This window comes from Rhizobium metallidurans (assembly GCF_014196505.1).
Classification (GTDB): domain Bacteria; phylum Pseudomonadota; class Alphaproteobacteria; order Rhizobiales; family Rhizobiaceae; genus Rhizobium; species Rhizobium metallidurans.
Window position 1 is genome coordinate 18,491 of sequence record NZ_JACIDW010000025.1, and the last position, 14,168, is coordinate 32,658.

A 14,168-nucleotide genomic window follows, 5' to 3' on the forward strand; every position below is an offset into this window, starting at 1 on the left:
ATATCGTAAGACAGATCTCGAAGGCTTTACGTCTGGCCGTCGGCCAGCGTCAGGATCATCGGCCCGTTGCGGGTCGCGACCACGGTGTGTTCGTACTGCACCGTCGGCGCCTGCGGATCGGCGTAGAGCGTCCAGGCGTCGTCGCCGCCCTCGGCCCATGTGGCGCCGAGCGACAGGAACGGCTCGACGGTGAAGACCAGCCCGTCCGTCATGATCCGCTTTTCGGACGGGTCCGGCCATGTCGAAAGCTCGCCCGGCTCCTCGTGCAGCGAGCGGCCGACGCCGTGGCTGGCGAGGTTCGCCACCAGCGTATAGCGGTTCTTGGCCGCGAACGCGCCGATCGCCTGGCCGATCTTGGCCAGCGGCTCGCCCGATTTCACCTGGTTGAGCCCCACCCACAGCGCCCGCTTGCCGTCGCGACAGAGCTTGTCGAGCTTCGACTTCGACGGCGGCACGACGAAGGAGGCGCCGGTATCGGAGAAGAAACCGTCCTTTTCGGCCGAAACGTCGATATTGACGAGATCACCAGGGCGGATGACGCGCGAACCGGGAATGCCGTGCGCGATTTCCTCGTTGACACTGATGCAGGTGGCGCCCGGAAACTGGTAGCAGAACTCCGGCGCCGAGCGCGCGCCCGCACTTTCGAGCACCCGGCGGCCGATATCGTCGAGCTCCTGCGTGGTGATCCCAGGCTCCAGCGAGGCCGACATGATCTGGATCGCGTTGGCGCAGATGCGGCCGATCTCCTTGAGCTTCAGCAGTTCGTCTTCAGTCTCGATAATCATGAAATTCCGTTTCCGGCCCTGCGTTTACGGCCGGTCGGCCGGCTCTCGAATCTGGAACAGAACACGACGCCGGGGGAAATCCAATTCATCCTTTACGCCATGAAGCTCCTGCTTTAGGCGCTGGCTTTCGCCCCTTCGCCGCTCTCAGTCAATGCCTTTCTGACGATCGGCGCGACTTTCGTGCCGTAGAGCTCGATCCCGCGCATGATCTGGTCGTGCGGCATCAGGCCGATCGCCATCTGCAGCAGGAAGCGGTCGTTCTTGAACAGCTTGTGATGCGCGATGATCTTCTCCGCCACCACCTCGGGATCGCCGACGAAGAGCGCCCCCTTCGGCCCGCGCGAAGCGTCGAAATGCGGGCGGCTCGTAGGCCCCCAGCCGCGCTCGCGGCCGATCCGGTTCATCACTTCCGCCTGCGGCCCGTAGAACTGGTCGGCCGCCGCATCCGTGGTGCCGGCGACGAAGCCGTGGACGTTGATCGATGTCTTGAGCTTGGCCTGGTCCTGCCCCGCCCGCCGTGCGGCCTCGCGGTAGAGATCGAATAGCGGCGCGAAGCGATGCGGTTCGCCGCCGATGATGGCAAGCGCCACCGGCAGCCCGAGCGCGCCGGCGCGCGCCACCGACTGCGGCGTGCCGCCAACCGCGATCCACACCGGCAGCGGGTCCTGAAACGGCCTCGGATAAACGCCGCGCCCGTTGATCGCGGGCCGCATCTCGCCCGACCACGTCACCGCCTCGCTGTCGCGAAGGGCCAAAAGCAGGTCGAGCTTTTCCTCGAACAGCTGGTCGTAATCCTCGAGATTATAGCCGAACAGCGGGAAGGATTCGATGAACGACCCCCGCCCCGCCATGATCTCGGCGCGTCCGTTGGAAAGAAGATCGAGCGTCGAGAACTGCTGGAAGACCCGCACCGGATCGTCGGAGGACAGCACGGTGACGGCGCTCGTCAGCCGGATGTTCCTGGTCTTCACCGCCGCCGCCGCCAGCGCCACGGCCGGCGCGGACGCCGCATAATCCGGCCGATGATGCTCGCCCAGCCCGAAGACGTCGAGCCCCACCTGATCGGCCAGCTCGATCTCCTCGATCAGATGCTTCAACCGCTCGGCCCCTTCCACCCCCTTGCTCCTCGACGGATTGGGGTTGACGTCTGCGAAGGTATAAAGGCCGAGTTCCATGGCGTGCATCCCGTTGAAATCTTTAGATTGCAGATAAGGATGGCCGAGGTGGGGCGCAATGACAAATTCTAGAACGGATCGTTCGATAAAGTTGATGGGGGAGCTAGCCTGGCCCATCCCATGGGTTGACGATCTCGAGCCCCATGTTCTGGAAGTCCTTGACGTTGCGGGTCACGAGAACGAACCCATGCGTCCGCGCTGTAGCGCCGATGAAGGCATCGCGTAGCGGCCGGGTGACAGGCACGTTCAATGCGGCGCAATCAAGCGCGATCGCCTCATCAACAGGAATGACCCGCGACTGTAGCCGCTCACGCATCTTGTCCCGCCATTCCTCCAGAACCTCAGCCTGAACGGGATCGCGGCGCTTGAGAAGCAAGATGCCGTACTCGATCTCGAAGATACTGATCGCCGAGAGGTAGACGACATCAAGGCTGATCCCGGCAAACCAGGCGGCGAAGGCCGGATCGACCTTGCTGTTTCGCAGTTTTCTAAGCTCTGAGGCGACGTTGGTGTCGATCAGATACATCAGGAAAAATCGATCGGCTTGATGCCGGTGTCATCGAGCTTCGGGATCTCGAACTCGATTTCGTCAGCGCCTGGAACGTAGAAGGCCTCGCTGATGGAGTCTTCCTGCTTGGTCAGCTTCCGGTACTCGTCCACCGTCAGCAGCACGTAGGCCGGCTTTCCCCGGTCGGTGATGATCACCGCACCCTTTGCCGTTGCACGGAAGGCGCTCGATCGGTTCTGATTGAATTCGCGGCTGCTGATGATGGTCATGGCGGCACCTCTTTGTAGCTACGTTACTACATAAGTCGCGCACCGCCAAATCCGACTCTCATATCAAGCACTTCAACGTCTGAACGGAATCATCCTGCGAACCGCCTCGTGCTCGGCATGAACAGAAGACCTCCCTCATTCCTGTCCTTGTGACAGGAATCCAGGCGACGCGTGTCGGCGACGAAGAAAGGTGATGCCCGCTCTCCAAATCACATGCGCGCCAGAAGCTCGGCGAGCTGGTCGGCGCATTTGCCCCAGCCCTCGTGGAAACCCATTTCCTCGTGGGTCTTCTTGTCCTCGGCGGTCCAGTGCACGGCGGTTGCCGTGTATTTCGTGCGGCCGTTGCCGATATCCTCGAGCAGCACGGTCGCGGTCATGAACGGCTTTTCGGACGGCACCCAGGCGCTGGTATAGGCGTCGGTGAAGACCAGCTTCTCGTTTTCGATCACCTCGAGATAGACCCCGCGATTGGGAAAATCCTGTCCCTCGGGACTGCGCATGACGATCAGGCTGGCGCCGCCGGCGCGCACGTCGAGCTTGGCGTCCGATATCGTCCAGGGACGCGGCACGAACCACTCCTTCATCAGCGCGGGATCGGTCCAGGCCTTGAAGATCTTTTCGCGCGGCGCGTCGAATTCGCGGACGAGAATAAGCTCGTGCGTGGCGGTCTCGGTCATCGGTCGTCTCCGTTTGAATGAAAGCCGTTCTTGATCAGTCCGTTACATCCTGATCGGTCTGTTACGAGGACGTGTGAGATGTCGCCGATCCGACAAGGCGCAAGGCTTTTCGCGGAATTATTTCACCGCCGGCAGCGCCGGTTCCATCGTCAGGCTGTCGATCTGCCGGCGGATATGCGCGGCCTCGGGTGCGGAATGCGCCAGCGCGATCGCCCGGTCGAAGGCCTCGCGCGCCTCACGCAGGCGGCCGATCTGCTTCAACAGCCCGCCGCGCAGGCCGTGATAATAGAAATAGCCGTCGAGCTTGTCCTGAAGCGTCTCCACCAGCGCCAGCGCCTCGCCCGGCCCCCTGAGCTTCGAGACGGCGACCGCCCGGTTGAGCGTGATAACCGGCGACGGCTGCATGCGCTCCAGCGCACGATAGAGCAGCTCGATCTCTTCCCAGTCGGTATCTTCGGCCCGCTTGGCGCGCGAATGCAGCGCCGCGATCGCCGCCTGGAACTGGTAGCTCCCGGGCTGCCGGTGGCGGATCGCCTTGTCGAGCAAAGCCAGCGCTTCGTTGATCAGCTCGCGGTTCCAGAGCGACCGGTCCTGATCCTCGAGCAGCACGATCTCGTTGTCGGCGCTGAAGCGCGCCGGACGCCGTGAGATCTGCAAGAGCATCAGCGCCAACAGCCCCATCAGCTCCGGCTCGCCGGGGAAGATGCGCAGGAGCAATCGCGCCAGCCGGATCGCCTCGTCGGAAAAGGCGCAGGCCTCGGCCCTGGGGTCTGCCTGGCTGTAGCCCTCGTTGAAGACGAGGTAGATCATCGTCGAAACGATCGACAGCCGCTCGGCCCGCTCCGCCGCATCCGGCGTTTCGAAGGGAACGCCGGCCTTGGCGACGCGCGCCTTGGCCCGCGTGATCCGCTGCTCCATGGCGCTCTCGCCCACCAGGAACGCGCGGGCGATCTGCTGCACCGAAAGGCCGGAGACAATGCGCAGCGCCAGCGCGATCTGCTGCGTCGCCGGCAGGTCGGGATGGCAGCAGATGAAGAGCAGGCGCAGGATATCGTCGCGATAGTTGGACGTATCCAGCCGCTCGGCGATATCGCTCTCGGCATCCTCGGTGTCGGAGATCAGCTCCTCGTCGGGCAACGCCTGGGTCTTCGAACGCTTGCGCACCGCGTCGATGCCGCTGTTACGGCCGACGAAGATCAACCATGCCGTCGGATCGCGCGGCGGCCCCTTGTCCGGCCAGGTTCTGACGGCGCGCAGGCAGGCCTCCTGAAAGGCCTCTTCCGCGATATCGAGATCGCGGAAGTATCGAAGCAGCGCGCCGAGCGCCTTCGGCCGGGCGGAAGCGAGCGTAACGTCGATCCAGGCAATGTCGGTCATGTCGCGCTCTCTCCGGGCCGGAACACGTACAACGGCCTGATTTCATAGGATGTGGAGCCGGGATTGACCGACGAAAGCTCCTTGGAAAAGGCGACCGCCGCCTCCAGCGTGTCGAAATCGACCACGTAGAAACCGAGCAGTGCCTCCTTGGTCTCGGCGAACGGACCATCGAGCACCAGCGGCTCCTCCTTGCCCTTGCGCACCGTGGTCGCCGCCGTGGTCGGCATCAGCCGGCCGACAGGCCCGAGCTTGCCGCTTTCGGCCAAGGGCGCCTGAACCGCATAAAGCTTCGCCATCACGGCGTCCTCTTCCTCCTTGGTCCAGGAGAAAACCCGCTCTTCATCGGCATAGCAAAGGATCGCATACAGCATCTCATACTCCTCTTCCTCAATGACGAAGGAGTAACGCGGCTACCGACAGGACGCAGCAAAAAATTGCGATGGGTATCGCTGCAAAGCGAGGCGAGCGCTTACTGTCGCTTAAAGGCCTTAGAAGTCGAGATTGCTCAACTTTTGAGGGGGGACACCGCCCCACTGGGCTCCTCCTTGAGACGAGCATTAAGCATAGAGCAACAGTGTTGCATTTTGTACTAACCACCAAAAAGCTGGTTAGTCTTTAGAAGCTTGTTGCTTCCCAAGCGGCTTTTCGCTTTATGGGCGAAATTCAATGTGAAGTGCAATCGAGGGGAACATGTCGGACAATGATCCACAAGGCTTGTATAGGGCTCTGGGAGTGCAATCATCCGCTACTGCTGAAGAAATCAAGAGCGCCTACAGGAAGCTTGCCAAGGAAACCCATCCGGACACTTCACAGCATGCATCCAGTGAAAAATTCCACAGTATTTCTGCCGCCTACGAAATTCTAAACGATCCTATCCGTAGAGCGGAATATGACAGCTCCGCGTATCGAGCCTCTGCGCAGGAGGCAAAGGCGCGAGCTATAGATCCTATTTGTTGCTCTCGCTGCGGACAGGTCACTGCGCAGCCGCGCTATGTTGTGTTCTTCCGTGTTTATAGTTTTGTCGTCATGACAACGCGCCGCCCTATACAAGGCATTTTCTGTGCAAGCTGCGCGAAAAAGGAGGGCTTGAAATCCTCAATTATTACCTTGGTCACAGGTTGGTGGGGTGCGCCTTGGGGGCCGATCTATTCAATCGGGTCAATCCTCAGCAACGGCTTCGGCGGCAAGCACGAACGCTCTTCGGACGAGGGTATGATCTGGTACAACGCCCTTGCGTTTCTTTCCCGTGGGAATCTGCAACTGTCATACGCCCTTGCTATGCAGTCCAGAAAGACATTGAACAAGGACATCGCAAAGGATGCCATCGAACTTATTGCCCAGCTTGAAAAGGCAGGAGTTGATACCCGGCAAGGCAAGCTAAGAAATCCATGGCGTACGTCGATGCTGTACCGGGCAGGTCATTTGCTCATGGCCTTTGCCCTCCCCGGCACGCTGGCTTTGGCCATCTTTGCAAGCACGCAAGGCAGTCGGGCGAGCACTAGTTACAACGGAAGTCGTCTGTACTCCTCCCCTCCGTCTTCGGCCCAGTACCAGCCGAGCGTACAAAAGGCGATTGTGACGCCCAATGTGCCTAAATGCGCAAACGTTCCATATAGCGGGCAGCTATTGGGACCGAACAGGCTTTCAACTACGGACGGTCATTCGCTGGAAATACGCAACGGTTCCAGCGGCAACGCCATCATCAAGGTACGAGCGGAACTGTCTGGAGCAGTGGTTGCGGCATTCTTCGTACGCAGTAGTCAAACCGCACAGATTACCGGCATTCCTGATGGGCGTTACACTGTGCAATATGCTTTCGGCGATGCGCTTGACGTCAGTTGCAGACGTTTCGTGCAGCTTGATGGCGCGGGTCAATTCCCTGGCGTTGAAACACTCCAGACAGAACAAACGGCGACCCAGATCATTACGCAGGTCTTGTCCTATACCTTATATGCCGTACCCGCTGGAAACGTCACGCCGCAGAGCATCTCGGCTCAGGATTTCGAGCGCCAGTAGGTAGCGTAACGTCGACGTTAAGTGAGCTTGCTGGTCGCCCGTCGTCAGGCACCAGTTAAGCTCACCCCTCGCTCAACGTCCGCTTCACCGCGCTCCGCCAACCCTTCAGCTTCGCCGCCCGGGTCTTTTCGTCCATGGCAGGCTCGAAGCGGTTGTTGCGCTTCCAGTTCCTGGCGAAGGCCGCCTTGTCGGGCCAGACGCCCGCACGGCTGCCGGCGAGCCAGGCAGCGCCCAGCGCCGTGGTCTCCAGGATCACGGGGCGGTCGACGGGGGCGTCGAGAATGTCGGCCAGCCGCTGCATCGTCCAGTCGGAGGCAACCATGCCGCCATCGACGCGCAGCACCGTCTCGTCGACACCGCCCTTCCAGTCCTTGTGCATGGCATCCAGCAGGTCGCGCGACTGGTAGCAGACGGCTTCGAGCGCCGCGCGCGCGAACTCCTTCGGGCCGCTGTTGCGCGTCAGGCCGAAGATCGCGCCGCGAGCGTTCGCGTCCCAGTGCGGCGCGCCGAGCCCCGTGAAGGCGGGGACCAGATAGACCTCCTGCGAGGGATCGGCGGCATCGGCGAGTTCGCCGGTCTTCGACGCGCTGTCGATGATCCCCAGCCCGTCGCGCAGCCACTGCACGGCCGCACCCGCGATGAAGATCGAACCTTCGAGCGCATAGGTCGTCTCACCGTCCAGCCGGTAGGCGATCGTTGTCAGCAGCCGGTTTTTCGAGCGCACCATGTCGGCGCCGGTGTTGAGCACGGCGAAGCAGCCGGTGCCGTAGGTGGATTTCATCATGCCCGGCTCGAAGCAGGCCTGCCCGATCGTCGCCGCGTGCTGATCGCCGGCCACGCCCAGGATCGGGATCACGGCGCCGAAGATGTCCGCCTCGGTGACGCCGAAATCGGCCGCGCAATCCTTGACCTCCGGCAGCATCGCCGAGGGAACGCGCAGGATCTCCAGGAGATCCCTGTCCCATTCGTTCTCGGCGATGTTGTACATCAGCGTCCGCGACGCATTGGTGGCATCGGTCACGAAGCTCTTGCCGCCGGTGAGCCGCCAGATCAGAAATGTGTCGATCGTGCCGAAGCAGAGCTCGCCCTTGGCAGCCCTCGCCCTCGCCCCCTTCACATTGGCCAGCATCCAGGAAAGCTTTGTGCCGGAGAAATAGGGGTCGAGCAGCAGGCCGGTCTTCCTGGTGAAGGTCCGCTCCAGATCCTGCTTCTTCAGCTTGTCGCAATAGCTGGCGGTGCGCCGGTCCTGCCAGACGATGGCGTTGTGGATCGGCTTGCCGCTCTCGCGCTCCCAGACGACAACCGTCTCGCGCTGGTTGGTGATCCCGAGCGCCGCGATGTCCTTGGCGCTGATCTTCGCCTCGCGGATCGCCATCTTGATGGTCGAGACGACGGAACCCCAGATCTCCTCCGGATCGTGTTCGACCCAGCCCGATTGCGGATAGATCTGCGTGAACTCCTTCTGGCCCGCCCCGGCGATCCTCATCTCGCCAGCGAACACGATCGCCCGCGTCGACGTCGTCCCCTGGTCGATCGCCAGAACATACCCCGCCATTGTCATCCTCCCATGAACCGCTTCGGAGGGAATGAATAATGCAGGCAAACGAATGTGAAAAGAAATTAAAGTGAAATTTGTTTGGGCGGTTGGTTGTGGGTGTTGCTGGCTTCAGGATGCCATCACCGTTGCATTCCGGGCACGTCCCCTCCGCACGACGGGAATGGCTCTCCCGGCCACAATGCCGCACCGCGACGCGCGCCCCCAATTGCCAGCCCAACCGATTCCGGACTAGGCTCCCCTTCACCGCGTCGCAGGACAAATCGGAGAACCTCATGGCCAGAACAGTCGTCGTCACCGGATCTACCAGCGGCATCGGGCTGGCGATCGCCACCGCATTCGCCGGCAAGGGTGACAACATCGTCCTCAACGGCTTCGGAAAGCCCGAGGAAATCAAGGGCATAACCGAACGGCTTGAAGCACTCTCCAAAGCCGGCGCCATCCATCATCCGGCCGACATGACCAAACCGGACGAGATCGTCGATCTCATCGCCACCGCGGCCAAGACCTTCGGCGGCGTCGACGTGCTGGTCAACAATGCCGGCATCCAGCATGTCGAGAAGATCGAGGATTTCCCGATCGACAAGTGGGACCAGATCATCGCGATCAATCTCTCCAGCGCGTTTCACACGATGCGTGCGGCGATCCCGCTGATGAAGGAGAAGAAGCACGGGCGCATCATCAACATCGCCTCGGCGCACGCCCTTGTCGCCTCGCCGTTCAAATCCGCCTATGTCGCGGCAAAGCATGGTATACTCGGCCTGACGAAGACGGCGGCGCTCGAACTTGCCGAAACGGGCGTCACCGTCAACGCCATTTGCCCGGGATACGTGCTGACCCCGCTGGTGGAAAAGCAGATCCCGGACACGGCGAAGGCCCGCGGAATGACCGAGGAACAGGTCAAGACCGAGGTGATCCTGAAGGCGCAGCCGACGCATGAATTCGTCAAGGCCGAGGAGATCGGCGCTTTGGCGCTTTATCTCGCCAGCCACGAGGCCCGCCAGGTGACAGGAACCCACATCTCGATTGACGGGGGCTGGACGGCGGCATAACCATTTAAAATAAAGAGAAAAACCGGGAACGACATGAACGACAGCATCCGCTTTATCCTGAACGGCGAAGACGTCGCGCTGAAGGACGTCAAGCCTACCGAGACGCTTCTCGATTTCCTGCGGCTGAAGCGCCGGCTGACGGGCACGAAGGAAGGATGCGCCGAGGGCGACTGCGGCGCCTGCACGGTTCTGGTCGGCCGACTGATCGACGGCAAGTTGCACTATGAATCCGTCAATGCCTGCATCCGCTTCATCGGCTCGCTGAACGCCACCCATGTCGTCACCGTCGAGCATCTGGCCGCGAAGGACGGCACGCTGCATCCGGTGCAGCAAGCGATGGTCGACTGTCACGGCTCGCAATGCGGCTTCTGCACCCCCGGCTTCGTCATGTCCATGTATGGATTGTGGCTTTCGAACAGCAATCCCGATCGCGCCGAGATCGAGAAGGCGTTGCAGGGCAATCTCTGTCGCTGCACCGGCTACGAGCCGATCGTCAAGGCCGCCGAGCAGGTGGCGAGGACGCGGCCGAGCGCGCTGTTCGACCCGCTGGAGCGCACCCGCTCCGACATCGTCGCAAGATTGTGGGCGATGCAGGGATCGGGCACCATCTCGATCACCTCGGGCGAAGACCGCCTGCTGGTGCCGGGCTCGCTGGAAGCACTGGCACGCATTCTGGCCGACGAGCCGAAGGCGACCATCGTCGCCGGCTCGACCGATGTCGGCCTGTGGGTGACCAAGCAGATGCGGGCGCTGAACCCGGTGGTCTTCATCAACCATCTGCAGGAATTGCAGACGATCACCTCTGGTGAAGGCGGCATCACCATCGGCGCCGGCGTGACCTATACCCGCGCCTTCGAGACCATTGCTAGCAAGGTCCCGACGCTTGGGCGGCTGATCACCCGCATCGGCGGCGAGCAGGTGCGCAACATGGGTACGATCGGCGGCAACATCGCCAACGGCTCGCCGATCGGCGACAGCCCGCCGCCGCTGATCGCGCTCGGCGCCACCGTCAAGCTGCGCTCGACGGAGGGCACGCGCATGCTGCGGCTGGAGGATTATTTCATCGACTACGGCAGGCAGGACCGCCGCCCCGGCGAGTTCGTCGAGAGCCTCTTCGTGCCCTACCCGGCCGAAGACACGCATTTCGCCGTCTACAAGATCACCAAGCGCCGCGACGAGGACATCACCGCCGTGCTCGGCGCCTTCTATCTGACGCTGGATGAACAGGGCGACGTCAACGACGTGAGAATAGCCTTCGGCGGCATGGCCGGCACGCCCAAGCGCGCCCGCGCCGTCGAAAACGAACTCATCGGCCGGCCGTGGAATGAGGAGACGATCGAGGCGGTAAGAGATGCCTTCGACACCGACTTCCAGCCGCTTTCCGATTGGCGGGCGACGGCTGAGTACCGACAGCTGACGGCGAAGAATTTGCTGACGCGGTTTTATCTGGAGACGACGGGTGCGCCTGCGGAGTTGCGGCGGTTCGAGGAGGTGGCGTGATGGGCTATGATATGTACCGTTGTGCCGTGCAGCCCCCTCATCCGACCCTTCGGGCCACCTTCTCCCCTATGGGGCGAAGGGAAGATGGAGCGAGCGGCCCACCCCAAGTCTCTTCTCCCCACCGGGGAGAAGGTGCCGGCAGGCGGATGAGGGGGCCACTCGGCACAACGCTCACCCCCATCGGCACGCCCTCAATAATCCCCCACCCCCAAACACCCACCACAGGAGGCAACCCCTGATGGACAAGTCTGCCTTCCCCGACCCCACCTTCGTCATATCGGGCCCGATGCACGCCTCGCGCCGCCACGACAGCGCCCACAAGCACGTCACCGGCACGGCCGACTACATCGACGACCTTCCGGAACCATCCGGCCTGCTCCACGGCGCGCTCGGCCTGTCGGACCGGGCGCATGCCGAGATCGTCGGCATGGACCTTTCCGAGGTCGCCGCCACGCCGGGCGTCGTCTGGGTCTTCACCGGCAAGGACGTACCTGGGATCAACGACGTCAGCTCCAACGGCAGCCACGACGAGCCGCTGCTGGCCGAAACAAAAGTCGAATTCCACCAGCAGCCGATCTTCGCGGTGATCGCCGAGACCCGCGACATCGCGCGGCGCGCCGCCCGCAAGGCGAAGATCGAATATCGCGACCTCGCCCACTGGAGTGACATCGACGGCGCGCTGGAAAACGGCGGCGCGCTGGTCACCAGCCCGATGACGCTGAGCCGCGGCGAGGCGAAGAGCGAGATGGCAAACGCCGCCCGCCGGCTGAAGGGCCGGATGCGGATCGGCGGCCAGGAGCACTTCTATCTCGAAGGCCAGATCGCGATGGCCATCCCCGGCGAGGACGACGAGGTCACGGTTTGGTCCTCGACGCAGCATCCGAGCGAGATCCAGCATATCGTCGGCCATGTGCTGAACATCCCCTCCAACGCCGTGACGGTGAACGTGCGCCGCATGGGCGGCGGCTTCGGCGGCAAGGAAACGCAGGGCAACCAGTTCGCGGCGCTAGCCGCCATCGCCGCCAAGAAGCTGAAACGATCAATCAAGTTCCGGCCCGACCGCGACGAGGACATGGCGGCCACCGGCAAGCGCCATGACTTCATGGTCGACTACGAAGTCGGCTTCGACGAGGAAGGCCGGATCCACGCGGTCGACGCCACCTATGCGGCCCGCTGCGGCTTCTCGTCGGATCTGTCGGGCCCGGTCACCGACCGCGCGCTGTTTCATGCAGACTCGAGCTATTTCTACCCGCATGTGCATCTGACCTCGAAGCCGCTCAAGACCCACACGGTCTCCAACACCGCCTTTCGCGGCTTCGGCGGGCCGCAGGGCATGCTGGGCGCCGAGCGTTTCATCGAGGAGATCGCCTATGCCGTCGGCAAGGACCCGCTCGATATCAGAAAACTGAATTTCTACGGAAAGCCTGGCTCCGGCCGCACGCTGACGCCGTATCACCAGGAGGTCGAGGACAGCATTCTGGAGCGGATCGTCGGCGAGCTCGAGGAGAGCGCCGACTACCAAGCGCGACGCCGAGAGATCATCGAATTCAACCGCGACAGCCGTTACATCAAAAAGGGCATCGCGCTGACGCCGGTGAAGTTCGGCATTTCCTTCACGCTGACCGCCTTCAACCAGGCCGGCGCCCTCGTTCATGTCTACCAGGACGGCTCGATCCACCTGAACCACGGCGGCACCGAGATGGGCCAGGGCCTTTATACGAAGGTGGCGCAGGTTCTGGCCGACAGCTTCCAGATCGATATCGAGCATGTGAAGATCACCGCGACGACCACGGGCAAGGTGCCCAACACATCCGCCACGGCCGCCTCCTCCGGCACCGATCTCAACGGCATGGCCGCCTATGACGCCGCCCGCCAGATCAAGGAACGCCTCGTCGCCTTCGCCGCCGAGAAATGGGACGTGCCGGTCTCCGAGATCGCCTTCCTGCCCAACCGGGTGCGCGTCGGCAACCAGGAAATCCCCTTCCCTGATTTCATAAGGCAGGCCTATTTCGCCCGCGTCCAGCTGTCGGCCGCCGGCTTCTACAAGACCCCGAAGATCCACTGGGACCGCGCCGCCGGAAAGGGCACGCCCTTCTATTACTACTCCTATGGCGCTTCCTGCACCGAGGTCTCGATCGACACGCTGACCGGCGAATATCTGATCGACCGCACCGACATCCTCCACGACGTCGGCCGCTCGCTGAACCCTGCGATCGACATCGGCCAGGTCGAGGGCGCCTTCGTGCAGGGCATGGGCTGGCTGACGACGGAAGAGCTCTGGTGGGACGCCAAGGGGCGCCTGCGCACCCACGCCCCCTCCACCTACAAGATCCCGCTGGCTTCGGATCGCCCGAAGATCTTCAACGTCAAGCTGGCCGAATGGTCCGAAAACGCCGAACACACCATCGGCCGCTCCAAGGCCGTCGGCGAACCACCCTTCATGCTGGCGATCTCGGTGCTGGAGGCGCTGTCGATGGCGGTGGCGAGTGTTGCGGATTACAAGGTCTGCCCCAGGCTCGACGCACCGGCGACGCCGGAACGTGTGCTGATGGCGGTCGAGCGGATGAAGGCGGTGGGATGAATGAACCGTCCGGCACGAGAGAGCTGAGGCATCGCGTGCAGCCGCCCCGTCCCGTCATCACCAAGCGCAGGCCGGGCAAGACCACGCAGGCGCGCCGCTTGCGGCATGATGAGACGGATGAGGAACATCAGCTTTGGCGCGATCTGCGCAACCGTGAGCTCCATGGGTACAAATTCGTTCGGCAGGTTCCGATCGGACCTTACATTGCCGACTTTCTCTGCAGACGCGTGCGCTTGATCGTCGAGATAGACGGCTTCCAGCATGCGGATAGCGAGAGGGATAACAGGCGAACGGACTGGCTGAATATCAACGGCTATTCGGTCCTGCGCTTCTGGAACCACGAAATTACGCGGGACCGGCATGCGGTGCTGGAGACGATCTTGGCCGCCGTGGAAGGCCGTATCTTCGTGCGTGACGAGGTGTTGCGTTTCTATCCTGCGATCGTTCCGTCAAAGGTGCGCGGTTGATCTCTCGTTCACACCACGCCCCCTCATCCGACCCTTCGGGCCACCTTCTCCCCGTTGGGGAGAAGAGGGAGCAAGAGGCACGAGCGGCCGCCACAAGTCTCTTCTCCCCAACGGGGAGCAACCATGTCTCATCCTTTCACATATTTCGGCGTCCATTCGGTCTGTCGGGTGAGGATTGTGTTGGCGAGAATGACGAGTTTGCGGGC

General features: G+C 62.4%; 13 protein-coding genes. 5 read left to right on the forward strand and 8 right to left on the reverse strand.

The window, feature by feature from the left end; translation table 11 throughout:
- Window positions 1-26: 26 nt before the first annotated feature.
- The 7 genes from map to GGQ67_RS22640 form a co-directional block, all read right to left on the reverse strand.
- Window positions 27-785 carry a type I methionyl aminopeptidase gene (map, locus tag GGQ67_RS22610; protein WP_183902384.1) on the reverse strand — a complete coding sequence of 253 codons (759 nt, stop codon included), beginning with the start codon at window positions 783-785 and terminating at the stop codon, window positions 27-29.
- Window positions 786-898: 113 nt separating this feature from the next.
- Window positions 899-1,960, reverse strand: a complete 1,062-nt coding sequence (locus GGQ67_RS22615; RefSeq protein WP_183902385.1) for an LLM class flavin-dependent oxidoreductase — start codon at window positions 1,958-1,960, stop codon at window positions 899-901.
- 103 nt (window positions 1,961-2,063) lie between these two features.
- Window positions 2,064-2,486: a type II toxin-antitoxin system VapC family toxin gene (locus tag GGQ67_RS22620; RefSeq protein ID WP_183902386.1), complete on the reverse strand. Its 423-nt coding sequence runs from the start codon at window positions 2,484-2,486 to the stop codon at window positions 2,064-2,066.
- Window positions 2,486-2,737, reverse strand: coding sequence for a type II toxin-antitoxin system Phd/YefM family antitoxin (locus tag GGQ67_RS22625; RefSeq protein WP_183902387.1), 252 nt, complete (start codon window positions 2,735-2,737; stop codon window positions 2,486-2,488). Before GGQ67_RS22625 ends, GGQ67_RS22620 begins: the two co-directional genes overlap by 1 nt.
- A 209-nt stretch (window positions 2,738-2,946) precedes the next feature.
- The gene (locus tag GGQ67_RS22630; RefSeq protein WP_183902388.1) at window positions 2,947-3,414 is read right to left on the reverse strand and encodes an SRPBCC family protein; all 468 of its coding nucleotides are present in this window, start codon (window positions 3,412-3,414) and stop codon (window positions 2,947-2,949) included.
- Window positions 3,415-3,531: 117 nt separating this feature from the next.
- Window positions 3,532-4,791: an RNA polymerase sigma factor gene (locus GGQ67_RS22635; protein ID WP_183902389.1), complete on the reverse strand. Its 1,260-nt coding sequence runs from the start codon at window positions 4,789-4,791 to the stop codon at window positions 3,532-3,534.
- Window positions 4,788-5,162: a YciI family protein gene (locus GGQ67_RS22640; protein WP_183902390.1), complete on the reverse strand. Its 375-nt coding sequence runs from the start codon at window positions 5,160-5,162 to the stop codon at window positions 4,788-4,790. The genes GGQ67_RS22635 and GGQ67_RS22640 overlap by 4 nt, the downstream gene beginning before the upstream one ends.
- A gap of 319 nt (window positions 5,163-5,481) precedes the next feature.
- Between GGQ67_RS22640 and GGQ67_RS22645 the strand changes: the two genes are divergently transcribed.
- The gene (locus tag GGQ67_RS22645; RefSeq protein WP_183902391.1) at window positions 5,482-6,807 is read left to right on the forward strand and encodes a J domain-containing protein; all 1,326 of its coding nucleotides are present in this window, start codon (window positions 5,482-5,484) and stop codon (window positions 6,805-6,807) included.
- A 61-nt stretch (window positions 6,808-6,868) separates the two neighbouring features.
- Here the strand turns inward: GGQ67_RS22645 and glpK are convergent, their stop codons facing one another.
- A complete protein-coding gene (glpK, locus tag GGQ67_RS22650; RefSeq protein ID WP_183902392.1) occupies window positions 6,869-8,362 on the reverse strand; it encodes a glycerol kinase GlpK in 1,494 nt (497 codons plus the stop codon).
- Window positions 8,363-8,637: 275 nt separating this feature from the next.
- Between glpK and GGQ67_RS22655 the strand changes: the two genes are divergently transcribed.
- The 4 genes from GGQ67_RS22655 to GGQ67_RS22670 all read left to right on the forward strand — a co-directional run bounded on the left by GGQ67_RS22655 (window position 8,638) and on the right by GGQ67_RS22670 (window position 13,962).
- Window positions 8,638-9,414, forward strand: a complete 777-nt coding sequence (locus GGQ67_RS22655) for a 3-hydroxybutyrate dehydrogenase (RefSeq protein ID WP_183902393.1) — start codon at window positions 8,638-8,640, stop codon at window positions 9,412-9,414.
- Between the two features lie 33 nt (window positions 9,415-9,447).
- Entirely contained in the window at window positions 9,448-10,914 is a 1,467-nt protein-coding gene (gene xdhA / locus GGQ67_RS22660) for a xanthine dehydrogenase small subunit (protein ID WP_183902394.1), read from the forward strand.
- Window positions 10,915-11,152: 238 nt separating this feature from the next.
- Complete coding sequence (gene xdhB / locus GGQ67_RS22665; RefSeq protein WP_183902395.1) at window positions 11,153-13,495, forward strand: xanthine dehydrogenase molybdopterin binding subunit; 2,343 nt, start codon at window positions 11,153-11,155, stop codon at window positions 13,493-13,495.
- Window positions 13,420-13,962 carry an endonuclease domain-containing protein gene (locus GGQ67_RS22670; protein ID WP_425503825.1) on the forward strand — a complete coding sequence of 181 codons (543 nt, stop codon included), beginning with the start codon at window positions 13,420-13,422 and terminating at the stop codon, window positions 13,960-13,962. Before xdhB ends, GGQ67_RS22670 begins: the two co-directional genes overlap by 76 nt.
- Window positions 13,963-14,168 lie beyond the last annotated feature (206 nt).

Bases quoted from the DNA above. Each gene is read 5' to 3' on its own strand.
- GGQ67_RS22630 (WP_183902388.1), bottom strand. From the start codon at position 3,414: ATGACCGAGACCGCCACGCACGAGCTTATTCTCGTCCGCGAATTCGAC.
- GGQ67_RS22615 (WP_183902385.1), bottom strand. From the start codon at position 1,960: ATGGAACTCGGCCTTTATACCTTCGCAGACGTCAACCCCAATCCGTCG.
- xdhA (WP_183902394.1), top strand. From the start codon at position 9,448: ATGAACGACAGCATCCGCTTTATCCTGAACGGCGAAGACGTCGCGCTG.
- GGQ67_RS22645 (WP_183902391.1), top strand. From the start codon at position 5,482: ATGTCGGACAATGATCCACAAGGCTTGTATAGGGCTCTGGGAGTGCAA.
- GGQ67_RS22640 (WP_183902390.1), bottom strand. From the start codon at position 5,162: ATGCTGTATGCGATCCTTTGCTATGCCGATGAAGAGCGGGTTTTCTCC.
- GGQ67_RS22625 (WP_183902387.1), bottom strand. From the start codon at position 2,737: ATGACCATCATCAGCAGCCGCGAATTCAATCAGAACCGATCGAGCGCC.
- GGQ67_RS22655 (WP_183902393.1), top strand. From the start codon at position 8,638: ATGGCCAGAACAGTCGTCGTCACCGGATCTACCAGCGGCATCGGGCTG.
- GGQ67_RS22635 (WP_183902389.1), bottom strand. From the start codon at position 4,791: ATGACCGACATTGCCTGGATCGACGTTACGCTCGCTTCCGCCCGGCCG.
- GGQ67_RS22620 (WP_183902386.1), bottom strand. From the start codon at position 2,486: ATGTATCTGATCGACACCAACGTCGCCTCAGAGCTTAGAAAACTGCGA.
- xdhB (WP_183902395.1), top strand. From the start codon at position 11,153: ATGGACAAGTCTGCCTTCCCCGACCCCACCTTCGTCATATCGGGCCCG.
- map (WP_183902384.1), bottom strand. From the start codon at position 785: ATGATTATCGAGACTGAAGACGAACTGCTGAAGCTCAAGGAGATCGGC.
- glpK (WP_183902392.1), bottom strand. From the start codon at position 8,362: ATGGCGGGGTATGTTCTGGCGATCGACCAGGGGACGACGTCGACGCGG.